The sequence below is a fragment of the Novosphingobium sp. TH158 genome, from assembly GCF_002855555.1.
Taxonomy (GTDB): Bacteria; Pseudomonadota; Alphaproteobacteria; order Sphingomonadales; family Sphingomonadaceae; genus Novosphingobium.
Genome location: NZ_PKRT01000001.1, coordinates 1,210,343 through 1,231,513, shown reverse-complemented (window position 1 = coordinate 1,231,513; position 21,171 = coordinate 1,210,343). Strand labels below are relative to the sequence as shown.

At 66.1% G+C, this 21,171-nt stretch carries 19 protein-coding genes; 12 read left to right on the top strand and 7 right to left on the bottom strand.

Annotated elements, in window-relative coordinates; all coding sequences use genetic code 11:
* Positions 1–117: 117 nt before the first annotated feature.
* Together C0V78_RS06115 and C0V78_RS06110 are read right to left on the bottom strand one after the other, a co-directional pair.
* Positions 118–1,428, bottom strand: a complete 1,311-nt coding sequence (locus C0V78_RS06115) for a UDP-glucose/GDP-mannose dehydrogenase family protein (RefSeq protein ID WP_101796908.1) — start codon at positions 1,426–1,428, stop codon at positions 118–120.
* A 22-nt stretch (positions 1,429–1,450) separates the two neighbouring features.
* Positions 1,451–2,251, bottom strand: a complete 801-nt coding sequence (locus C0V78_RS06110; protein WP_101796907.1) for a metallophosphoesterase family protein — start codon at positions 2,249–2,251, stop codon at positions 1,451–1,453.
* Positions 2,252–2,519: 268 nt separating this feature from the next.
* Between C0V78_RS06110 and C0V78_RS06105 the strand changes: the two genes are divergently transcribed.
* From C0V78_RS06105 to C0V78_RS06095, 3 genes are all read left to right on the top strand, one after another.
* Positions 2,520–3,296 carry a TorF family putative porin gene (locus C0V78_RS06105; RefSeq protein WP_101796906.1) on the top strand — a complete coding sequence of 259 codons (777 nt, stop codon included), beginning with the start codon at positions 2,520–2,522 and terminating at the stop codon, positions 3,294–3,296.
* Positions 3,297–3,371: 75 nt separating this feature from the next.
* Positions 3,372–3,791, top strand: a complete 420-nt coding sequence (locus tag C0V78_RS06100) for a VOC family protein (RefSeq protein ID WP_101798224.1) — start codon at positions 3,372–3,374, stop codon at positions 3,789–3,791.
* A gap of 107 nt (positions 3,792–3,898) precedes the next feature.
* Positions 3,899–4,405 carry a hypothetical protein gene (locus C0V78_RS06095; protein WP_101796905.1) on the top strand — a complete coding sequence of 169 codons (507 nt, stop codon included), beginning with the start codon at positions 3,899–3,901 and terminating at the stop codon, positions 4,403–4,405.
* Here C0V78_RS06095 and nhaA read toward each other — a convergent pair.
* Entirely contained in the window at positions 4,378–5,574 is a 1,197-nt protein-coding gene (gene nhaA / locus C0V78_RS06090; protein ID WP_101796904.1) for a Na+/H+ antiporter NhaA, read from the bottom strand. The two genes, C0V78_RS06095 and nhaA, sit on opposite strands and share 28 nt — an antisense overlap.
* A gap of 91 nt (positions 5,575–5,665) precedes the next feature.
* Here nhaA and C0V78_RS06085 point away from each other — a divergent pair, with 91 nt between their 5' ends.
* The 5 genes from C0V78_RS06085 (at position 5,666) to C0V78_RS06065 (ending at position 11,708) form a co-directional block, all read left to right on the top strand.
* Positions 5,666–7,093, top strand: coding sequence for a glycosyl transferase family protein (locus tag C0V78_RS06085; RefSeq protein ID WP_254049834.1), 1,428 nt, complete (start codon positions 5,666–5,668; stop codon positions 7,091–7,093).
* Entirely contained in the window at positions 7,090–8,235 is a 1,146-nt protein-coding gene (locus C0V78_RS06080; protein WP_101796902.1) for a hypothetical protein, read from the top strand. Before C0V78_RS06085 ends, C0V78_RS06080 begins: the two co-directional genes overlap by 4 nt.
* 51 nt (positions 8,236–8,286) lie before the next feature.
* Entirely contained in the window at positions 8,287–9,201 is a 915-nt protein-coding gene (locus tag C0V78_RS06075; protein ID WP_101796901.1) for a sulfite exporter TauE/SafE family protein, read from the top strand.
* A complete protein-coding gene (locus C0V78_RS06070) occupies positions 9,198–9,950 on the top strand; it encodes a TIGR02186 family protein (protein WP_101796900.1) in 753 nt (250 codons plus the stop codon). The genes C0V78_RS06075 and C0V78_RS06070 overlap by 4 nt, the downstream gene beginning before the upstream one ends.
* Positions 9,951–10,016: 66 nt before the next feature.
* Complete coding sequence (locus C0V78_RS06065; protein WP_101798223.1) at positions 10,017–11,708, top strand: ATP-binding protein; 1,692 nt, start codon at positions 10,017–10,019, stop codon at positions 11,706–11,708.
* Positions 11,709–11,734: 26 nt separating this feature from the next.
* Here the strand turns inward: C0V78_RS06065 and C0V78_RS06060 are convergent, their stop codons facing one another.
* From C0V78_RS06060 to C0V78_RS06050, 3 genes are read right to left on the bottom strand one after another with little or no spacing between them, the layout of a single operon-like run.
* On the bottom strand, positions 11,735–13,171 hold the full coding sequence (locus C0V78_RS06060; protein ID WP_101796899.1) for an MATE family efflux transporter: 1,437 nt from the start codon (positions 13,169–13,171) through the stop codon (positions 11,735–11,737).
* The gene (locus tag C0V78_RS06055) at positions 13,168–13,902 is read right to left on the bottom strand and encodes a 7-carboxy-7-deazaguanine synthase QueE (protein WP_101796898.1); all 735 of its coding nucleotides are present in this window, start codon (positions 13,900–13,902) and stop codon (positions 13,168–13,170) included. The genes C0V78_RS06060 and C0V78_RS06055 overlap by 4 nt, the downstream gene beginning before the upstream one ends.
* A complete protein-coding gene (locus tag C0V78_RS06050) occupies positions 13,903–16,719 on the bottom strand; it encodes a valine--tRNA ligase (protein ID WP_101798222.1) in 2,817 nt (938 codons plus the stop codon).
* A gap of 173 nt (positions 16,720–16,892) precedes the next feature.
* On the opposite strand from C0V78_RS06050, the gene C0V78_RS06045 reads away from it, so the two are divergent.
* From C0V78_RS06045 to C0V78_RS06030, 4 genes are read left to right on the top strand one after another with little or no spacing between them, the layout of a single operon-like run.
* Positions 16,893–18,011: an MlaE family lipid ABC transporter permease subunit gene (locus tag C0V78_RS06045; protein WP_371514423.1), complete on the top strand. Its 1,119-nt coding sequence runs from the start codon at positions 16,893–16,895 to the stop codon at positions 18,009–18,011.
* Positions 18,008–18,886 (top strand): ABC transporter ATP-binding protein, encoded by an 879-nt coding sequence (locus tag C0V78_RS06040; protein ID WP_101796896.1) that lies wholly within the window; start codon positions 18,008–18,010, stop codon positions 18,884–18,886. The genes C0V78_RS06045 and C0V78_RS06040 overlap by 4 nt, the downstream gene beginning before the upstream one ends.
* Positions 18,887–18,894: 8 nt before the next feature.
* Positions 18,895–19,833: an MlaD family protein gene (locus C0V78_RS06035; RefSeq protein WP_101796895.1), complete on the top strand. Its 939-nt coding sequence runs from the start codon at positions 18,895–18,897 to the stop codon at positions 19,831–19,833.
* A gap of 11 nt (positions 19,834–19,844) precedes the next feature.
* Positions 19,845–20,456 (top strand): ABC-type transport auxiliary lipoprotein family protein, encoded by a 612-nt coding sequence (locus C0V78_RS06030; protein ID WP_254049833.1) that lies wholly within the window; start codon positions 19,845–19,847, stop codon positions 20,454–20,456.
* Positions 20,457–20,475: 19 nt separating this feature from the next.
* On the opposite strand, the gene C0V78_RS06025 is transcribed toward C0V78_RS06030, so the two are convergent.
* The gene (locus C0V78_RS06025) at positions 20,476–21,171 is read right to left on the bottom strand and encodes an ATP12 family chaperone protein (RefSeq protein WP_101796893.1); all 696 of its coding nucleotides are present in this window, start codon (positions 21,169–21,171) and stop codon (positions 20,476–20,478) included.

Below are 21,171 nucleotides of genomic sequence, written 5' to 3'. Positions count from 1 at the left end.
GGAGACTATGCCGAAGGGGGGCTCGGGACAAGCCAAGCGTCCAGCGCGCTGGACGATCTGCAAAAGAAATGCCCGGTTTCGATGCTGTCCGTCCGGGAAAGCCCGGACGATCCTGCCCTATTGCCGCCCGACGCTGACGTAGGTGAAGCCCTGGGCGCGAACCTCTTCGGGTTCGTAGACATTGCGCAGGTCCACCAGCACCGGCTGGCGCGCCAGTCCCTTGATCCGCTTGAAGTCCAGTGCGCGGAACGCGTCCCATTCGGTAACGATCACCACCGCATCGGTGCCTTCCGCCGCTTCGTAGGCGCTGGCCTTCATCGCCACTCCGGGCATCAGCGGGCGGGCCAGCTCCATGCCTTCGGGGTCATGGGCGGTCACTTCCACGCCGGCATCGGCCAGCGTCTGGGCAATGGCGATCGAGGGGGCATCGCGCATGTCATCGGTGTTGGGCTTGAAGGTCAGGCCCAGCAAGGCAACCTTCTTGCCGCGCGCCGCATCGGCGCCGCCCAGCGCTTCGACCACCTTGCGGCCCATCGCGCGCTTGCGGCTGTCGTTGACCTTAACCACTGCTTCGACGATCCGCAGCGGGCTGTCGTAATCCTCGCTGGTCTTGAGCAGGGCCAGCGTATCCTTGGGGAAGCACGAGCCGCCATAGCCGGGTCCGGCGTGGAGGAATTTCGGCCCGATCCGCCCGTCCATGCCGATGCCACGCGATACGTCCTGCACGTCCGCGCCCACCTTTTCGCACAGGTCGGCCATTTCGTTGATGAAGGTGATCTTCACCGCAAGGAAGGCGTTGGCCGCATACTTGATCAGTTCGGACGAACGGCGGCTGGTGAACAGGATCGGCGAGCGGTTGAGGAACAGCGGGCGATAGACCTCGCTCATCACTTCGCGGGCCCAGTCGCTGTCTGTGCCGATGACGATCCGGTCCGGGTGCTTGAAATCGCCGATGGCCGCGCCTTCGCGCAGGAATTCGGGATTTGAGGCAACGGCAAAGCGCACCGGCGGATTGGCGGCGGCAAGGATGCGCTCCACCTCGTCGCCCGTGCCGACAGGGACGGTGGACTTGGTGACGATCACCGCATCATTGGCCAGGTGGCGGCCCACTTCCTCGGCCACGGCATGGACATAGGACAGGTCGGCATGGCCATCGCCGCGCCGGCTGGGCGTGCCGACGGCGATGAAGATCGCGCTGGCATCGCGGATGCCCTGCGGCAGGTCGGTGGTGAAGGACAGGCGACCGGCCTTGACGTTGCTGGCGACCAGTTCGGCCAGGCCCGGTTCGAAGATCGGCATGATCCCCTTGTTCAGGCTGTCGATCTTGGCCGGGTCCTTGTCGATGCAGACCACTTCGTGGCCGAAATCGGCAAAGCACGCGCCTGAAACGAGGCCGACGTAACCCGACCCGACCATGGCAATCTTCATGGGTGCATTCCCCTGTTAGGCGCTATTCGGCTGGACGGACCCGGGCGGCAATCTCGGTGCCTTCGCCGTGGGTTTCGATCAGCCAGCGGTTGCTGCCCTCAAGCCCGAGCGCGGTCAAGCGGCCGGACTGGTAGGCGCCGGTATCGATGCCGATGCGGTTGGCAAGGACCTGGGCTTCATCGGTGATGGTATGGCCGTGGACGACGACAAAGCCATGGTCGCCCGGATGCGAGAGGAACGGCTCGCGGATCCAGCGCAGCTGGCTGGTGCGCTGTTCCTCCAGCGGCAGGTCGGGATGGATGCCGGCATGGACGAAGACATAGTCGCCGATGCGGATCGTGTCCTCGAAGCCGTTGAGGAAATCCAGGTCTTCCTTTGGCACGGCCTGGCGCATCAGCGCCTGCAACTCTTCGATCTCGGCAGCGGTATAGGCCTGCGGATCGATGGGGTAGGACAGCAGCGTTTCCTTGCCGCCGTACTTGATGAAGTGGCGCAGCGTTTCGATGCTGTCGAAGGAATCGAGGAACATTTCCTCGTGATTGCCGGCGATGAACCGCACGCGGCGCTGCTCGGCCCACATCCGGGCGGCGGTGATGACCCCGGCGCTGTCGGGCCCGCGGTCGACAAGGTCGCCCAGCAGGATCACCGTGGTATCGGCCGGGCCGCGCTTGCGGTCATCGGCCTCGATCGCTTCGGCCAGCGTGACCATCAGGTCCAGCCGGCCGTGGATATCGCCCACGGCATAGACGCGCTGGCCTGCCGGAATGGCAGCCTTCACCGGTTCGGGGCGGGAGGCGAAGAGGGAGCGGAGGGCTTTGAACATGGCAGCAAATACGTAGGGGCGGCCCTATAGGCGCTGTGCTTACCCTAGGCAACTTATTCGCAGGAGGGGCAGGGAGTTGGCCCCCGGCAGGCGTTGCCCAAATGGCACAGATGCCGCCCAAGCGATGCAGGATGGCGGATTTTTTCTTGTGCGGTGCAACATAAGTGTGCTTATCACGTTTTACCGCAGTTCAGCGGGGCCCGGCAAAGAGGCCCCCGGTTGCGGTGCAGGTGGGACGAAGCGACCTTAACAATCTGAGGGATTTGTCATGCTTACGTCCATCCGCGGTGTTCTCGCCGCAACGGCCCTTTCGGGCGCTCTCCTTGCTGCGACCCCGGCTCTTGCCGACGAAGCGGATCCGCCCAAGGAATTCACCGTCACCGGCAATGTTGCCTTCGTGACCGACTATCGCTTCCGCGGCATCTCGCTCTCGGGCGGGGACATGGCCGTGCAGGGCGCGATCAACCTCAACCACTCGAGCGGCTTCTACGTCGGCGCCTGGGGTTCGAACCTCGAACAGGACGCCTTCGACATCTATGGCAACATGGAGCTTGACGTCTACGGCGGCTGGACCGGCGAAGTCGCCTCGGGCGTGACGGCCGACGTCGGTCTGCTCTACTACGTCTACCCCTCGGGCAGCGTGGGTGACGGCAACGTGTTCGAGCCCTATGCCTCGCTTTCCACCACCTTCGGCCCGGCAACGGCCAAGGTCGGCATGGCCTATGCCTGGAAGCAGGATTCGCTCGGCGGTGACGACAACCTCTATGTCTACACCGACCTGGGCGTTGGCATCCCCAACACGCCGGTGACGCTGAACGGCCACCTTGGCTACACCAGCGGCGCGCTTTCGCCCAAGCTGCTTTCGGACCTGGCGGTTGGTGATCCGACGCCCGACACCGATGGTGGCTTTGACTACTCGGTCGGCGTGACCGCGAATGTCACCAAGAACCTCTCGCTCGGCGTGTCCTACGTCGGCGTGGAAGGTCGCTCGGTGAACAGCTACTCCAACGATGCCGTCGTCGGCACGGTGAAGCTGAGCTTCTGATCCGGTTTTCCGCAGGACGGAATGGCGGCCCGCTCCGGTTTACGGGGCGGGCCGTTTCCGTCTATGCTGCCCGGCATGACGAAGTACCTTCACACCATGATCCGCGTCTCCGATCCGGAGGCGACCATCGCTTTCTTCGAACTGATCGGCCTGAAGGAAACACGCCGCATCGATAACGAAGGCGGGCGCTTTACCCTGATCTTCCTTTCCGCACCGGGGCAGGAAGGCATTGCCGAGGTGGAGCTGACCCACAACTGGGGCGAGACGGGTTATACCGGCGGCCGCAACATGGGCCACCTGGCCTTCCGGGTGGACGATATCTACGCAACCTGCGCCGCCCTGATGGCGGCGGGCCACACCATTCACCGCCCGCCGCGCGATGGCCACATGGCCTTCGTCAAGACGCCGGACGGCATCTCGGTCGAACTGCTGCAAGACGGCCACCTGCCGCCGCAGGAACCCTGGGCAAGCATGGAAAACACCGGGTCCTGGTGATACCCGCTGCACGGCATCGGGCATAAGTCTTGACTTGCAGGGGTTTAGGCGGGAATTTCAGGAAAAATAGAACGGGCGCGCAGGTTCCTTCTTTCCGGAGATTCCCGATGCCCAATTCCTTGCTCGCCCGGCTGGCGATGCCCGCCGTTGCCCTTTCCGTCCTGATCCCGCTTGCCACCCCGGCCGGGGCGCAGAACCAGCCGATAAGGCTCGGCCAGCCGGCTGCCACATCGGCAGCGCCGGCCTATGCCCCGGCCGATCCCGCCCTCTCGGCGCTGCGGGCAGAAATTGCCGCCCTGAAGGCAGAGATCGCCCGCATCAAAAACGATATCGCCGCGCAGGAAAATGCCCGCAAGTCACTGGCGACACAGCACTTCTCGATGGCTGCCAAGGTGAACAGCGTCTACAAGGACTTCTACAGCCACCAGCACCACCAGAATTTCCTGTCGGTTTCGAACGTGCCTGGTGAAAAGGGCGGTGTGAACACCAGCCTTGGCATCATGCCCGTATCGCCGCCGATATCCACCTGCGTGCCCAAGACGCCCCCTCCGGGCAAGGCGCCAGGCACCATGCGGTGGGATGATCGCTACGCCTGTTCGCCGCCCGCGCCCTGAGCGGGGCTACGCGCAGCAAGGCGCAGCAGCACGAAGCCCAGGGCGCCCGATAGCGCCGAACCGGCGAGCACGCCGACCTTCGCCTCGTCCACCAGCGCGGGCGAGGCGGGAAAGGCGAGGGCGCCGATGAACAGGCTCATGGTAAAGCCGATGCCGCACAGCGCGGCCACACCCCAGAGCTGAAGCGTCGTCGCGCCAGCGGGCCGGGCGGCGATGCCGGTCTTCTCCGCCAGCAATACCGCGCCCAGGATGCCGGCCTGCTTGCCGATGAACAGGCCGAGCGCCACGGCCAGCGGCAGCGTGCCGAGCGCCTGCGCCCCGCCGCCCAGCGCCACCCCGGCATTGGCAAGGCCGAACAGCGGCACGATCAGGTAGGCGCTCCACGGCGCCAGCGCGTGTTCCATGCGCAGCAGCAGGCTGTCGCCAACGCCGTTCAGCTTCATCGGAATGGTCATGGCGGCCAGGACCCCGGCGATCGTCGCATGGACGCCCGAATGCAGCGTGCAGTACCATGCAATCACGGCGAGCGGCACATAGACCGCGCCTTTTCGCACGCCCATGCGATTGCACAGCGCCATTGCCCCCAGAACCGCCAGCGCCGCGCCGCCCCAGGCAAGGTCGATCCCCGCGGTGTAGAACAGCGCGATGATCGCAACGGCGCCCAGGTCATCGACAATGGCCACGGTCAGCAGGAACAGCCTGAGGCTGGATGGCAGGCCCTTTCCGGCCAGGGCCAGCACGCCCACGGCAAAGGCGATGTCGGTTGCCGCCGGGATCGCCCAGCCCGAAGCCATGCCGGGTGCCCCCCGGGCCACGAACAGGTAGACCAGCGCCGGCATGGCCATGCCCGCAATTGCGGCAATCACCGGCAGGCGCCGCCGGGCAGGGCTGGCCAATTCGCCATCCAGCACCTCGCGCTTGATCTCGAGCCCGACGACGAAGAAGAAGATCGCCATCAGGCCATCGTTGATCCAGTGATGGATATCATGCCCGATCACCGGCAGTTCGCCATGCAGCACATGGTACCACGCCGGCGCGGCGGGTGAATTGGCAAGGATCAGTGCCAGCGCCGCGCAGGCCAGCAGGATCAGTCCCGCCCCTGCATCGCCATGCGCCAATCGTGAAAGCGCGCGGGCAATGCGGCCGGCAAGGTGTCTGGTTCGTGCCATATTCCAGTCATTTCGCGACAAAAGTCGCATTGCAAGCAAATCCGGACGCCCATATGGATAATTCCGTAAGGGAATCGCCCGGGGGGGAGTCGTGCCTGATTTGACGACCATTGTCGGGATGGCACCGGACCTTGCCGGCCTGTTCGGGCTGCTCCGGTCGATCGAACACGAACTCATGCTGTTCGCCGCCTTCTGGTTCCTGCTCGGCATCCTCGATGAAACCGCGGTCGATGGCGTCTGGCTGTGGCAGCGCCTGTTCCGGCGCAAGCGCACCCATCGCCTGGCCGCCGATGTCGACAAGCGCCCCCTGCAGGGCATGGCTGCGGTGTTCATCCCCGCATGGCAGGAATCCGCCGTGATCGGCACGACGATCCGCCACATGCTCGAGGCATGGCCGCACGGACAGCTGCGGCTTTATGTCGGCTGTTATCGTAACGACATGCCGACCCTGCTCGCCGCCATGGCTGCCACCGGCACGGACCCGCGCGTTCGGCTGGTGGTGCAGGACCATGATGGCCCGACGACCAAGGCCGATTGCCTCAACCGGCTGTACCGGGCGCTCTGCGATGACGAGGCGCGAAGCGGCATCGCCTTCCGCTCGGTCGTTTTGCACGATGCGGAAGACATGGTGCACCCGGCCGCGCTCACCCTGCTCGATACGGCGCTGACCGATTCGGACTTCGTGCAGATCCCCGTCCGGCCCGAGCCGCAGCCCCGATCGCGCTGGATCGCCGGGCACTACATCGATGAATTCGCGGAAGCACACGGCAAGGCCATGGTGGTGCGCGACGCACTCGGGGCTGGCCTGCCCTCGGCAGGCGTCGGCTGTGCCTTGCGGCGCGAGGTGCTGGCGCAGCTTCACGCACTGCGCGGAACCGGATTTGGCGGCCCGTTCGAGGAAGACTGCCTTACCGAGGATTACGAACTGGGCCTGCTGATCGCGCGCAATGGCGGGCATACCCGCTTCCTGCGCCTGCGCGATGCGGCGGGCCAGCTGGTGGCGACGCGCAGCTATTTCCCGGCCCGGCTGGGCGAGGCGGTGCGGCAGAAGACCCGCTGGGTCCACGGCATCGCCTTCCAGGGCTGGGAACGGCTTGGCTGGTGGGGCCGGCCGGTGGACCTGTGGATGGCCCTGCGTGACCGGCGCGGGCCGCTGGCCGCGCTGCTGCTGTTCATCGCCTATGTGCTGCTGCTGCTCACGCCGACGCTGGCGCTGGCCGAGATGGCGGGCCTTGCCGGTCCGCGCGCGGCCTCGCCCCTGCTGGAAGGCATGGTGTGGATATGCATCGCCGGCATGGGCTGGCGCGCCGTCATGCGTTTTGCCTTCACGGCGCGGGAATATGGCCTGGCCGAAGGCTGCCTTGCCGTGCTGCGCATCCCGGTGGCCAACATCATCGCCATCATGGCCTCGCGCCGGGCGCTCATGGCCTACCTGCGCAGCCTGCGGGGCAGCGTGCCCGTATGGGAGAAGACCGCCCATCACGCGCACCCCGCCCTGGTTGCCGAGGCGCGGGCATGAAGCCGCGCTCCCTCCGCCGGCGCGGCCAGCCGGTCATCGCCTTTTGCGGGCTGATGGGCTTCTGGCTGGCCCTGCGTGTCGTGGCGACTGCCCTTCCGGGGTCGCCAGCCGATGGCGCTCACAACCGGACCGACGGCGCGCAACTTTTCCGCGAGGTTCCGGCCAAGGTGCAGCATCACAGCCCCTTGGCGGATACTGCGCCGGACTGGCGGATGCCGCAGCCGGCTCCGGCCGCACCGGCAGGAGTGGAGCGGGCACCGCTCGCCCTGCCAGGCGTAGCCGTGGTCTCCGGGCCCATACCGCCAGCCTTCACCACGGGCCAGCCGGTCACACACCCTGACATGATGGCCCCGGCCATGCAGGCCAGGCCCAACCCCATGCTGGCGGGTGGGCACCAGTTGCTGTTCCTGTCGGCGCTCAGCCAGGTGCCGCTACCCGCCGGGCTGGTCCCCGCCCCCCTTCCGACCCGCGAGGCCGGGCCCCGGCAATCGCGCTGGTCGGGCGATGGCTGGCTGCTGTTGCGGCGCGGCGGCGGGGCTCCGGCTCTCGCGGCGATCGGCGGTTCCTATGGGGCCAGCCAGGCCGGAATGGTGCTGCGCTACCGGCTCGACACGTCATCTGCGCTGCGCCCGGCGGCTTACCTGCGCGCCAGCGCCGCGCTGAACGGCCTGCGCGAACAGGAAGCGGCAGTGGGGCTTTCGCTGCGGCCACTGGCGGCCATCCCTGTTGCCGCCATGGCAGAGGCGCGCGCCACCCGCACGGCCACCGGCACCCGCCTGCGCCCGGCAGCGGCGCTCGTTACCCAGCTTGCCCCGCTGGACCTGCCGCTGCGCCTGAAGGCCGAAGCCTATGGCCAGGCGGGCTGGGTCGGCGGCGCGGGATCGACGGCCTTTGTCGATGGCCAGCTGCGCATCGAACGCCCGCTCGCCCGCCTTGCCGGGGCAGAGCTCGCCGCTGGTGCGGGAACCTGGGGCGGGGCGCAGAAAGGGGCATCGCGGCTTGATGTCGGGCCGACCGCCCGGATCACCCTGCACCCGACGCAATCCTCGACCGTGCGGGTGGCGGCAGACTGGCGTTTCCGGGTGGCCGGCTCTGCCGCGCCGCAGTCCGGCCCGGCGATCACCTTGTCCGCAGGATTCTAGGGTACAGCCTTAACAGCGCACGCCATTCCGGCTAGTGCGGGCGGCGATCCCATGGACGTTTACCTGCCCATTGCCAACCTTGCGGTGAACCTGCTCGTGATTGTCGGGCTGGGGGTGCTGACGGGGCTGCTTTCGGGCATGTTCGGCGTTGGCGGCGGCTTCCTGACAACACCGCTGCTGATCTTCTATGGCGTGCCGCCCACGGTTGCCGCAGCCTCTGCCGCCAGCCAGGTTACCGGCGCCAGCGTTTCCGGCGTGATCGCCCATTCGCGGCGCGGCGGGGTCGATTACCACATGGGTGCGGTGATGGTGGTCGGCGGCATCATTGGCACCGGGCTGGGCGCGCTGCTGTTCAACCTGTTTTCCTCGCTCGGCCAGATCGATACCCTGATCAACATCCTCTATGTCGTCCTGCTCGGCGGGATCGGCACGGTCATGGCGCGCGATGCCTGGGCGGCGCTGAAGGCGCAGCGCACCGGCATTCCTCGCCCCGCCAAGAAGCGGCGGCACCACCCGCTCGTAGCCAACCTGCCGCTGCGCTGGCGGTTCTATCGCTCGGGGCTCTACATCTCGCCACTGGCGCCGCTGGCGCTGGGCGTGATCACCGGCATCCTGACCATGCTGATGGGTATCGGTGGCGGCTTCGTGCTGGTCCCGGCCATGCTCTACATCCTGGGGATGAGTGCCAACGTGGTGGTCGGCACCTCGCTGTTCCAGATCCTGTTCACCACCATCGCCACCACCCTGATGCATTCGGTGACAACGCACGCGGTCGATATCGTCCTTGCCGCCGCGCTGCTGATCGGATCGGTGACGGGCGCCCAGTTCGGCGCGCGGTTGGCGCTGAAGATTCCGGCGGACCGGCTGCGGCTGGTGCTGGCTGCGCTGGTGCTGCTGGTCGCCTTGCGGATGGCGCTGGGGCTGACGTACCGGCCGGAGGCGATCTACACGGTGGCGCCGTTATGAAGCGGCTGTTCGCCCTGCTTTCGCTGTGGCTGCTGACCGGCGCGGTGGACCCCATCCTGGTGCCCGAAGTGTCGCAGCACGAAATCCAGGTGCGGCAGGGCTTCACCGGCACCGAACTGCTGCTTTACGGCGCGATCCTCGATCCCAGCGGCAGCCGCGCCGGGCGCGACTACGATATCGTGGTGATCCTCAAGGGCCCGACGGAATCGATCGTCGTGCGCGAAAAGCAGCGCTTCGCCGGCATCTGGGTCAACGGATCGAGCAGCGAATACCGCTCCGCGCCGGGCTATTACGCGGTGGCATCGTCCCGCCCGATCGAAAAGATCGTCGATGCCCGCACCGCCGCGATTTACGAGATGGGGCTGCCATCCTTGCAGCTTTCGCCGATCGGCTCGATCGATCCGGCCAAGCAGCGCCGCTTTGCCGATGGACTGGTTGCCGAGCGCGCGCAGGACGGGCTTTACCAGCAGAACGATGGCGCGGTGACGATCAGCGAACAGGTGCTCTACCAGGCGCGCATCCGCTTGCCATCGATGGTGCCCACCGGGCGCTATACCGCCGAAACGCTGGCCATCAGCAAGGGCCGCGTCGTCGCTTCGGCCACGGCGCATGTCAACGTCTCCAAGCGCGGCTTCGAACAGGGCATCGCCGATTTCGCGCAGAACTACGGCCTGCTCTACGGTGTGCTCGCGGTCTTTGTCGCGGTGGGCATGGGGCTGGCGGCAGGGCGTCTTTTCAGCCGATTTTAGGCCTATCTTAACAGGTTAACCTTAACCCGCTCAACAAGTTCAAGGGTTTGAGTGGGGCGTCGCATGATGTCGGACATGAGTTCGCGGGGTTTTGAAACGGCCAGTCCGGCCAGTCCGCACGATCTGGCGGGCCATGCCGCCCATCCGCAGATCGACAATGCGCTTGAGCCGATCGGCATCATCCAGGAAATCGCCGGCTCCAGCTCGGCTATCGCGCTCGACCTGCAGCGCCTGCACGAATGCTCGCAGGATCTCGATCCCTCGATCGCGCTGGCCGGGCAGGTTGGCAGCCAGATCAAGATCCGCGTCGGGCGGGGTTGGCTGCTCGCTTCGGTTCGCACGCAAAAGCAGGATTCCCGGACCCCCGGCGGCATCCAGGCGCAGATCGACTTCCTGGGCGAAGGTGACGAGGAAAAGCTGACCGGCCGCATCCACGGCTTCCGTCGCGGTGTTACCTGCTATCCGATCCCCGGCGCGCTGGTCTATCCGGCAACCACGAACGACCTGCGCCAGATCTATGCCAGCGATGGCCGCTCGACCATCCAGGTCGGCGCCGTATTCCCCACGCGCGATATCCGCGCGGGCATCTATATCGACGCCTTCCTTGGCAAGCATTTCGCCCTGCTCGGCTCGACCGGCACCGGCAAGTCGACCAGCGCCGCGCTGATCCTGCACCGCATCTGTGAAGCGGCGCCGCAGGGCCATGTCGTCATGGTCGACCCGCACGGCGAATATGCCGCCGCCTTCCGCACTACCGGCATGGTCTTCGACGTTTCGAACCTCGCCATGCCCTACTGGCTGATGAACTTCGAAGAGCATTGCGAGGCCATGCTCACGTCCACCGGGGAACAGCGCCAGGAAGATGCCGATATCCTTGCCCGCTGCCTGTTGCAGGCGCGGATGAAGAACCGGCTGGCCGAGCAGATGGGGCGCATCACCGTCGATAGCCCGATCCCCTACGTCCTGTCCGACCTGACGACGATCATCCAGAACGAGGCCGGCAAGCTCGACAAGGCGACCACCTCTGCGCCCTACATGCGCATCAAGAACAAGATCGACGAGCTGCGCAACGATCCGCGCTATCAGTTCATGTTCTCAGGCATGCTGGTGACTGACACCATGGCGGACTTCATCGGCAAGATCTTCCGCCTGCCCGCAGACGGCAAGCCGATCTCGATCATCGACGTTTCGGGCGTACCATCGGAAATCACCTCCACCGTGGTCGCCGTGCTGGCGCGACTGGTGTTCGACCATGCCATCTGGAGCCGCGACGAAAAGCAGCGCCCGGTGCTGCTGGTCTGCGAAGAAGCGCACCGCTACGTGCCGAACGAGCGCAATGCCGATGGCTCATCAGTGGGCCGCATCCTCAGCCGTATCGCCAAGGAAGGCCGAAAGTACGGCGTTGCCCTGGGCCTAATCACCCAGCGCCCGTCCGACCTTGCCGAAGGCGTGCTTTCGCAGTGCGGCACGATCATTTCGATGCGCCTGAACAACGATCGCGACCAGGCCTTCGTCAAGGCGGCCATGCCCGAAGGCTCGCGCGGGTTCCTCGATTCCATTCCCGCGCTGCGCAACCGCGAGGCGATCATGTGCGGCGAAGGCGTTGCCATCCCGATGCGCGTGACCTTCGACGAGCTTGAGGAAATCAAGCGCCCGGCCTCGGCCGATCCCTCGATCACCGACCTGTGGCGCGTGACCGGCGGCGAGGAAGCAGCTGTGCAGCGCACCGTCATGCGCTGGCGCGCGCAGGGAAGGTAAGCCACCCCGCCGGGTGGCGATTGAGCTCAGCCCAGCGCGGCCCGGCGACCTGCCATGGCCCGTGGCTTGCGCCAGCCGCCTTTCAGGTAATAGGCCGCCGCCATCAGCGCGGATGACGAGCTGCTGGCCATGAAGGCGAACCAGATCGCCTCTGCCCCCAGCCAGTCGTACAGGCCGAAGCCCAGCGTCAGTCGCACCAGGATCACCGAGACGAAGAGGATGACGAACGGGGCGACAACCGCGCCGTTGGCCCGCACGATCGAGGTAAGCACCATCGAGACCGTCATCGGAATGAAGGTCCAGCCGATCATCAGGTTGATGTGCTCGCCGATGTCCAGCGCCGGGCTGGTGGCAGGCAGGAACAGCGAAAGCAGGAAATGGTCGGTCGGCAGGCTGGCGAGCACGAGCAGGCCGGTCATCGCAAGGTTCACCAGCAGGCCGGTGCGGGCGATGGCGCTGATCCGGTCCCACCGGCCGGCGCCGATGTTCTGCGCAGCCATGGCGCTCACCGCGCTGCTCACCGCGAAGGCTGGCATCTGGATGTAGTTCCACAGCTGGTTGGCGGCATTGTATCCGGCCACCGTATCCACGCCTTCGCGGTTGATCAGGCCCATCATGATCACCGACGAGATCGACATGATGACCATCGACAGGCTCATCGGCACGCCCATTGCCAGCACCGGCTTCAGGCGGCCCCAGTCGGGGCGCAGCAGCCGCCACTGCGAACCGCGCAGGCACAGCGGGGAATCGAGCATGTAGGTGCGCAGCACAAGGAAGATCAGGCACAGCCCGTTGGTGACCACCCCGGCCCATGCCGCGCCGGCCAGGCCCATCGCCGGTATCGGTCCCCAGCCGAGGATGAACAGCGGGTTGAGCAGTACCGAGAACACCAGGTTCAGCACGGTCGTCCACAGCGGGGTCACCGCATCGCCGACCCCGCGCAGCGCCGATTGCAGCAGCATCGAGACGAAGACCAGCGGAATGCCGATGAACACCACATGGAGGAACTCCACCGCGTAGTCGAAGGCCTCTGCCGGGGTAGAAAGCAGGTGCAGCAGCGGCGGGGCAAGCAGGCCGCCGAGCAGCGCGATCGCCAGGCTGATGACGATGAAGGCCCCCGTGGTGGCGCCGTTGACGCGGCGCACCTCGTCGAAATCGCGCCGGCCCATGGCCTGACCGATCATGATCGTGGCCGCCATCGAGAGCCCGAACGTGCCTGAGAAGATCAGGAACATGACCATGGTGGCGATGCCGGTGGCGGCAAAGGCGTTCTCGCCCAGGAACTTGCCGACATAGACCGCGCTGATCGAGCCGTTGAGCGATTGCAGCACGTTCGATCCCAGCGTCGGTAGGGCGAACATCAGCAGGGTGCGGGTAACCGGGCCTTCAGTCAGGTCGCCGGGCATGTGCTCAAGGCGCGCAGGGGTTTCGCTAGCAGCTTCGGGTGGGACGGCCTCGCTCATGTCCCTCTGGTGTCGCCGAACAGGTGGATGTGCAAGCGGTCGGAGAAATTCAGTTCATGTTTTGAACAGTAATCGGCAAGCCATCGCCCGCGCGCGCGGATCGTCTCGCTGTCGCGGCCTTCGGGCATGAGCCAGATGCGCTGGCCGGGGATGCCATGGGCATCGGCAAGCGCGCGGACCTCTGCGATGTCGGCTTCCTCGGCGATGACGAACTTGAACGTCGCGCGCGGATCGGCGGCAAAGGCGCGCAGCGCCTCGGGCCGCAGGGCAGGGTCGCGCGGATTGCCGCTGTGGGAAAGCTTGGGACTGACATTCCACTGGTGCACCAGCCCGTCGAGCGCCGGGGGCGGGGCGACGGTGCCGTTGGTCTCAACCTCGACATGGATACCCGGCAGCAGCGGCAGCAGGCGGGCAAGGGCAGGGGCCTGGAGCAGGGGTTCGCCGCCGGTAACCACCAGCCGCAGCCGCCCGAGCGCGGCGATGCGCGCGGCGACGTCTGCCTCGTCGAGCGTGAGCTGGTTGGCGGACCGCTCGAAGTCCATGCCATCGCGGTGCGGGCGGTTATCGCCGCTAAAGCGCCAGGTATAGGCCGTGTCGCACCATTCGCAGGCAAGGTTGCAGCGCGACAGGCGCACGAAGGCGCAGGCGCGCCCCGCACTCGCGCCTTCGCCCTGTACCGAGGCAAAGATCTCGGGCTCGCCGGGGGTCGTCGTGGCGAGGACGAGCGCCATTTACCCCAGCCGCGCCAGCGCCGCCGCCAGCCGCTCGGCCTCGGCCTTGTGCATGGCATGGTCGGCGCGGGCCTTCTCGACCGCCTCGGGCTTCGCCTTTTCGACGAAGGAGGGGTTCGACAGGCGGCCTTCGAGCGACTTGGCTTCCTTGGTCGAAACCTCCAGCGCCTTGGTCAGGCGGGCCTTTTCGGCGGCAATGTCGATCACGCCTTCAAGCGGCACGACGATGTTGGCATCGCCCGCGCCCACCTGCATGGCCGCGCCCGCCGGTGCCGCATCGAAGCGGATGCCGTTGAGCCGCGCAAGGCGCTCGATGGCGGCCGGGTTGCGCTCGATGATCCCGCGCGTCGCGGGCGAGGGATCGGGCAGGTAGGCATCGAGCTTCGCGCCCGGCGCGATGCCAAGCTCGTTCTTGGCGGTGCGCAGGTTGCCGATCAGCGCGATCAGCCAGTCAACCTCTGCCTTGGCTTCGGCATCGACTGCCGCGCCCGGCTGCGGCCAGGCGGCGGTGATCAGCGGGTAGTTCGCCCGGTCGCCCAGCGCGGCCCACAATTCTTCGGTGACGAAGGGCATGAAGGGGTGCAGCATGACGAGGATCTGGTCGAGCACCCAGCCGGCGACGGCCTTGGTCTCTTCGTCGAAATTGCCCTTGATCAGCTCGATGTACCAGTCGCAGAACTGGTCCCAGACGAAGTGGTAGATGGTGTTCGCCGCCGCATCGAAGCGCAGGTCGGCCATCGCCTTGTCCAGCTCGGCCAGCGTTTCGACGACTTCGCCGATGATCCACTTGTTGACCGCCGATGTGGCCGTGGGCGCGGCGATCGCGGTGCTGGCGCCGATGCCGTTGCTCTCGCAGAAGCGGGCGGCGTTCCACAGCTTGGTGGCGAAGTTGCGATACCCTTCGAAGCGCTTTTCATCCATCTTCACGTCGCGGCCCTGGCTTTCCATGGCGGCCATGAAGAAGCGCAGTGCGTCCGCGCCATACTTGTCGATCAGGCCCAGCGGATCGACCACGTTGCCCTTGGACTTCGACATCTTCTGGCCGTCGGCGGCGCGGACAAGGCCGTGCAGGTAAAGCCGTTTCCACGGCACTTCTTTCATGAAATGAAGGCCTTGCATGGCCATCCTCGCATCCCAGAAGAACAGGATGTCGAAGCCGGAGATCAGCAGGTCATTGGGGTAATGCCGCTCGACAAGCGCACTGTCATCCGGCCAGCCGAGCGTGGCGAAGGGCCACAGTGCCGAGGAGAACCAGGTGTCCAGGACGTCCTCGTCGCGGACTAGGGTTACTGTCGAGTGTGCATTAACGAGTTCGCCGGTGTCTCGAACCTCGCCCACCCAGCCGACGACCTCGTTTCCGACGCGATGGAATGTCACGTTTTGAATGTCGATTATGGGATCGGCCAACCCCTGCTTTCTATAATACTCAGTCGCCAATTGGGTGGCAGCGGCCTCGTCTTCGGCGACAAAAACCTGACCGTCCGGCCCATACCAAGCCGGAATCCGGTGGCCCCACCACAGCTGGCGGGAAACGCACCAGGGCTGGATGTTCTCCATCCAGTTGAAGAAGGTCTTTTCCCAGGTCTTCGGCACGATCTCGATCGCGCCCGAGCGGACGGCTTCCAGCGGTGCCTTGGCCAGTTCGGCGGCGTTGACGTACCACTGGTCGGTCAGCCACGGCTCGATCACCACGCCGCCCCGATCGCCATAGGGGGTCTGGATGGTGCGCGGTTCGGCATCGTGCTGAACCTCGTTGCCTTCCTTGTCCTTGGTGACGTGCGGGATGAGGAAGCCCTGCTCCTTCATCCGCTGGACCACGAGCGCGCGCGCATCGAAGCGGTCCAGCCCGACGAATTCCTCCGGCACAAGCCCGTCCGAAGTCTGCACCACGCGGGCTTCGGCATCGAACATGTTGAGCATTTCCGAGGGCTTGATGCCCGCTCTTTTGCCCACTTCGAAGTCGTTGAAATCGTGCCCCGGGGTGATCTTCACCGCGCCCGAGCCAAGCTCGGGATCGGCGTGCTCATCCGCCACCACCTTGAAGCGGCGGCCGGTGAGCGGCTGGAGGATCTCCTTGCCGATGACCGACTGGTAGCGCGCGTCGTCAGGGTGAACGGCCACGGCCATGTCTGCCAGCATGGTTTCCGGGCGGGTGGTGGCGACCTCGATATAGTCGAGCCCGTCATCGCGCTTCACGCCGTCTGCCAGCGGATATCGGAAGTGCCAGAAACCGCCCTGGACCTCGCGGGTTTCCACCTCGAGGTCCGAGATCGCGGTCTTCAGCTTGGGATCCCAGTTGACCAGCCGCTTGTCGCGATAGAGCAGTCCCTGGTTGTAGAGGTCGACGAAGACCTTGACGACCGCGCGGGTGAAGTGCGGGTCCATGGTGAACTGCTCGCGGCTCCAGTCCATCGAGCAGCCGAGGCGGCGCAGCTGGCGGGTGATCGTGCCGCCGCTTTCCGCCTTCCATTCCCAGACCTTGTCGACAAAGGCCTCGCGCGAATAGTTGGTGCGCTTGTCCCCGGCCGCTTCCATCTGCCGTTCGACCACCATTTGCGTGGCGATGCCGGCATGGTCGGTGCCGACCACCCACAGGGCATCCTTGCCGCGCAGGCGTTCATAGCGGATCACCACGTCCTGCAGCGTATTGTCGAGCGCGTGGCCGATATGCAGGCTGCCGGTTACGTTCGGCGGCGGGTTGACGATGGTATAGGGCTGCGCCTCTGGCCGTTCGGGACGGAACAGGCCGTTATCTTCCCAGTGGGAATACCATTTCGCCTCGATGGCGGCGGGATCGAAAGTCTTGTCGAGAGCCATGGCGGGCCTTTGCCAGCGGGGGGGCGAGCGCGCAACCCATGTTGCCCGGACGCCGGGAATGCGCAGGCCATCTTGCTCCCCGCCTTGCGCGAATGCGCAGGCCATCTTGCTACCCGCCTTGCGCGAATGCGCATGCCCATCTTGCTCACGCCGCATTTTACCGGCAGACACGTATGTCTATGCGCGAATGGGCCGATTTCAGCACCGAGGAAGCCGAAGGCGGTGCGGTTCGCATCGTGTTTTCGGGGCCGCTGGTGGTATCCTCGATCGGCGTGGTCGATCGCCGGCTGCGCGCCTGCGAGGACAGGGTTGCCGAAGTCGACCTCTCGCAGATCTCCGATATCGACACGGTCGGCGCCTGGATGGCGCTGCGCGTGGCGCGCGAGCACAAGGCGCGCATCGTCGGCACCGATGATCGCGCCAAGCGCCTGATCGCCGCGCTTGCCGATTCCGACCGACCGCATCCCGAAGCGCCGGACGAGGGCGGCCTGGTGAAGCGCAGCCTGGCCTATACCGGCGAATTCGTCGAGGCGACGGGCAAGGGCACCGTTTCCATCATCGGTTTCCTCGGCTCGGTGCTCGTCACCGCCGGGCAGACCATCCGCCACCCCTCGCGCCTGCGCGGCAAGGCGGTGATCCGCCAGTTCGAGCTGGTGGGCGTAACCGCGCTGCCGATCATCGGCCTGATGTGCTTCCTTGTCGGCATCGTCATCACCCAGCTCGGTTCCGAACAATTGCGCGACTATGGCCTCGACGGGTTCACCGTGAACCTCACCGGCCGCATCTCGATGCGCGAACTGGGGCCGCTGATGGCGGCGATCATGGTTGCGGGCCGGTCCGGATCGTCCTTCGCCGCGCAGCTGGGCACGATGAAGCTGACCGAAGAGGTGGACGCCATGCGCACCATCGGCGTCTCGCCGATCGAGGCACTGATCCTGCCGCGCGTGATGGCCGGCGTGCTGCTGATGCCGCTGCTGGGCTTCTTCGCCGCCAGCATGTCGATCATCGGCGGCGCCTTCATCGCCTCGCTCACGCTCAATTCCACGTTCCTGGGCTTTCTGGGCGATATCAAGGACGTGGTCCCCACCAAGGACCTGTGGGTCTGCCTGATCAAGGCCCCGTTCTTCGGCCTGGTGATCGCGCTGACCGGCTGTTTCCAGGGCCTGCAGGTGAAGGCCGATTCCGAGGAAGTGGGCCTGCGCACCACCATGGCCGTGGTCCAGGCGATCTTCATGGTGATCGTCATGGACGCCTTCTTCGCGGTGTTCTTCTCCAAGGTGGGCTGGGGATGAGCGCCGACGACGAAATCCTTGATGACGTGCGGGATCTTGCCCGTCGCCGCGTGGCCGGGCGGTTCACGGGCGAGCACCCGATCGTCATCAGCGGCGTCAAGAATGCCTTTGGTGAACAGGTGATCCATCAGGACCTTGCGCTGACGGTGAACAAGGGCGAGATCCTGGGCGTGGTCGGCGGGTCGGGCACGGGCAAGTCGGTGCTGATGCGCTCCATCATCGGGCTGCAGATCCCGTCGGAGGGCGAGATCGAGGTGCTGGGCCAGTCGATCACCGACGCGCGCGACGATGACGATATCGACATCCGCAGCCGCTGGGGCGTGCTGTTCCAGGGCGGTGCGCTGTTTTCCACCCTGACCGTTGCCGAGAACGTGGAAGTGCCGCTCAAGCAGTTCTACCCCGAAATCGATGACGAGCTGCGGCGCGAAATCGCGCTCTACAAGGTCATGCTTTCCGGCCTGCCAGCCAATGCGGCGGACAAGTATCCGGCCGAGCTTTCGGGCGGCATGAAGAAGCGTGCCGGCCTTGCCCGCGCGCTTGCGCTCGATCCCGAACTGCTGTTCCTCGACGAGCCGACCGCCGGGCTCGATCCCATCGGTGCCGCCGCATTCGACCGCCTGACGCGCGAACTGAAGGAAACGCTGGGCCTCACCGTGTTCCTCATCACCCACGATCTCGATACGCTTTACGAGATCTGCGACCGCGTGGCCGTGCTGGCGGACAAGCAGGTGATCGCGGTGGGAACGATCCCCGAATTGCTCGCCACCGACCATCCGTGGATCCAGGAATACTTCAACGGACCACGCGGCCGCGCCGCGCAGGCCAGTGTCTCGCGTGCCAAGAGCATGGACAACGCGCAAAAAGGAAAGGCATAAGCAAGGCCATGGAAACGCGCGCCAACCATGTCTTCGTCGGGACGGTCACGCTGGTGCTGCTGGCGCTGGTTGCCGCCTTCGTGCTGTGGGTGACGCAGCTGGGCAAGGGCAGCCGCGATTCCTACGACGTGTTCTTCAAGCAATCGGTCAGCGGCCTGTCGAAGGGCACGCCGGTGAATTACGCGGGCGTTCCGGCGGGCGAGATCACCGATATCGAACTGTGGCCGAAGGACCCCAGCTTCGTGCGCGTGCGCATTGCCGTGGACAAGAAGATTCCCATCCTGCAGGGCACCACGGCCACGATTCAGAGCGGGTTTACCGGCGTTTCGACGATCCAGCTGATCGGCGGCGTCCAGGGCGCCGATCCGATTACCGAGCCGGGCCCGGCAGGCAAGCCGGTGATCCCCACCAAGCGCGGCGGTCTGGGCGAACTGCTGTCGAACGCGCCGCTGTTGCTGGACCGGCTGGCAACGCTGACCGAACGGCTGAACGAACTGCTTGGCGATGACAACCAGAGGGCGGTGCGCAACATCCTTGCCAATACCGACCGCCTGACCGGCGAACTGGCCAATGCCTCGCCCGAGGTGAAGCGGACCATGGCCGAACTGCAGGTGACGCTGAAGCAGGCAACGGCAACGCTGGCCGGGTTCGAACAGGTGGCAGGTTCGGCCAACAACATCCTTGGCAGCGATGGGCAGGCCCTGGCTCGCCAGCTGCGCGAAACGCTGGGTTCGGCCAAGCGCGCGGCGGACGAATTGCAGGGCGCGCTGGGCGAGGCCAAGCCCGGCCTGCGCCAGCTGAACGACAGCACCCTGCCGCAGGCCGAAGCCGCGATCCGCGACCTGCGCGCCACGACCCGGGCGCTGCGCGGCGTTACAGAAAAGATCGACGAACAGGGTGCCGGTGCCCTGCTCGGCGGGCCCAAGCTGCCCGAGTACAAGCCATGAGGATTTCGGCCATGAAAGGGCAGGCAATGGTGCAACGGGGTATGCGGCTTGGCCTTTCGCTGGCGCTGCTCGGCGGCCTGTCGGGCTGCCTGGGGCTGGGCGGCGGCACCAAGGCTCCGCCCACGCTGTTCAGCCTGACCCCCTCGCGCAGCCTTGAGGCCGGTGCTTCGCTTTCGGGCAAGGCCGAGGATGCGCTGCTGGTGCTCGACCCGGAAACCGATCGCAGCCTCGCGGTGAACCGCATTGCCGTGCAGGTGGATGAAAGCAACGTCGCCTATCTTGCCAAGGCGCAATGGGTGGAGCGCCCCGCGCGCCTGTTCGGCACCCTGCTGGCCGAGACGATCCGGGCCGGTGGCAAGCACATGGTCTTCACCGACGACGAGGCCGCGCCGACCACGAAGAACCGCCTTGGCGGGCGCCTGCTCGCCTTCGGCTATGACGCGCGCGAACAGGCCGTCGTCGTGCGTTTCGATGCCGTGAAGTCCGGCGCAGGCGGTGCCCTTTCCAGTCGCCGCTTCGAAGCCCGCGTGCCGGGCGTGGCGGCAAAGCCCGAACAGGTCGGCCCGGCGCTCAACAAGGCGGCGAATGACGTGGCAGGGCAGGTCGCGGACTGGGTGGGCTAAGTCCCGAAAGGGGGCCTCTTCAGCCTCGGACCATTGCCGCGAAACGCATGGCTGCTTCGAAATCGCGGAACCGCTTGGCCTGCCGGGCTTCGGCTTCGGCGTCGCGGCCCCAGAGTTCGGCCTGGTAAAGCTCTTCCAGCTCGCTTGCCTGCCATAGCGTTTCCGCGGGGTAGGCGCCTTCTGCCGCCAGCAGCGCGATGGTCAGCGAGGCGGAGATGCCTGCCAGCGATCGCAGCGCGGCGAGGGTGAATTCGTCCTTGCCTTCCAGCACGCTGCGCAGGGCGGCAATCGTCGCTTCGGGCTGGGGGCGGTGCATGATGCCGCTGACGCGCTCGAAACGCAGGTTCCAGCGGCTTTCGGCGGCGGTCAGCAATTGCTCCCACACTTCCGCCTGCCGGCGGGCGAGCGCCTCGCCCGGTTCGGCGCGGTAGCACAGCGTGTCGGTTTCGGCATAGGGCACCAGCGCGCGGATCGCGTCGGCCCGGTCTGCGGCGATCACGTCGATCGCATAGTCCGCCATGTCGCGCAGCACGAAGCGGGCGGGGTCGATTTCCTCGCCCTGGTCCTGCCATTCCGCCGCCATGGCACGGGCGAGCGCCTCGCCCGGCACAACCTGCGCCCGCTTGCCCTGCGTCTTCACCCCGCGCCCGTCGAGCGTAACCTGCCAGCCGCCCTCTGCCGGCGAAACCTCGGTCTGCTTGTAGAACCGCTTCAC

Bases quoted from the DNA above. Each gene is read 5' to 3' on its own strand.
- C0V78_RS06115 (WP_101796908.1), bottom strand. From the start codon at position 1,428: ATGAAGATTGCCATGGTCGGGTCGGGTTACGTCGGCCTCGTTTCAGGC.
- C0V78_RS06110 (WP_101796907.1), bottom strand. From the start codon at position 2,251: ATGTTCAAAGCCCTCCGCTCCCTCTTCGCCTCCCGCCCCGAACCGGTG.
- C0V78_RS06105 (WP_101796906.1), top strand. From the start codon at position 2,520: ATGCTTACGTCCATCCGCGGTGTTCTCGCCGCAACGGCCCTTTCGGGC.
- C0V78_RS06100 (WP_101798224.1), top strand. From the start codon at position 3,372: ATGACGAAGTACCTTCACACCATGATCCGCGTCTCCGATCCGGAGGCG.
- C0V78_RS06095 (WP_101796905.1), top strand. From the start codon at position 3,899: ATGCCCAATTCCTTGCTCGCCCGGCTGGCGATGCCCGCCGTTGCCCTT.
- nhaA (WP_101796904.1), bottom strand. From the start codon at position 5,574: ATGGCACGAACCAGACACCTTGCCGGCCGCATTGCCCGCGCGCTTTCA.
- C0V78_RS06080 (WP_101796902.1), top strand. From the start codon at position 7,090: ATGAAGCCGCGCTCCCTCCGCCGGCGCGGCCAGCCGGTCATCGCCTTT.
- C0V78_RS06075 (WP_101796901.1), top strand. From the start codon at position 8,287: ATGGACGTTTACCTGCCCATTGCCAACCTTGCGGTGAACCTGCTCGTG.
- C0V78_RS06070 (WP_101796900.1), top strand. From the start codon at position 9,198: ATGAAGCGGCTGTTCGCCCTGCTTTCGCTGTGGCTGCTGACCGGCGCG.
- C0V78_RS06065 (WP_101798223.1), top strand. From the start codon at position 10,017: ATGTCGGACATGAGTTCGCGGGGTTTTGAAACGGCCAGTCCGGCCAGT.
- C0V78_RS06060 (WP_101796899.1), bottom strand. From the start codon at position 13,171: ATGAGCGAGGCCGTCCCACCCGAAGCTGCTAGCGAAACCCCTGCGCGC.
- C0V78_RS06055 (WP_101796898.1), bottom strand. From the start codon at position 13,902: ATGGCGCTCGTCCTCGCCACGACGACCCCCGGCGAGCCCGAGATCTTT.
- C0V78_RS06050 (WP_101798222.1), bottom strand. From the start codon at position 16,719: ATGGCTCTCGACAAGACTTTCGATCCCGCCGCCATCGAGGCGAAATGG.
- C0V78_RS06045 (WP_371514423.1), top strand. From the start codon at position 16,893: ATGTCTATGCGCGAATGGGCCGATTTCAGCACCGAGGAAGCCGAAGGC.
- C0V78_RS06040 (WP_101796896.1), top strand. From the start codon at position 18,008: ATGAGCGCCGACGACGAAATCCTTGATGACGTGCGGGATCTTGCCCGT.
- C0V78_RS06035 (WP_101796895.1), top strand. From the start codon at position 18,895: ATGGAAACGCGCGCCAACCATGTCTTCGTCGGGACGGTCACGCTGGTG.
- C0V78_RS06030 (WP_254049833.1), top strand. From the start codon at position 19,845: ATGAAAGGGCAGGCAATGGTGCAACGGGGTATGCGGCTTGGCCTTTCG.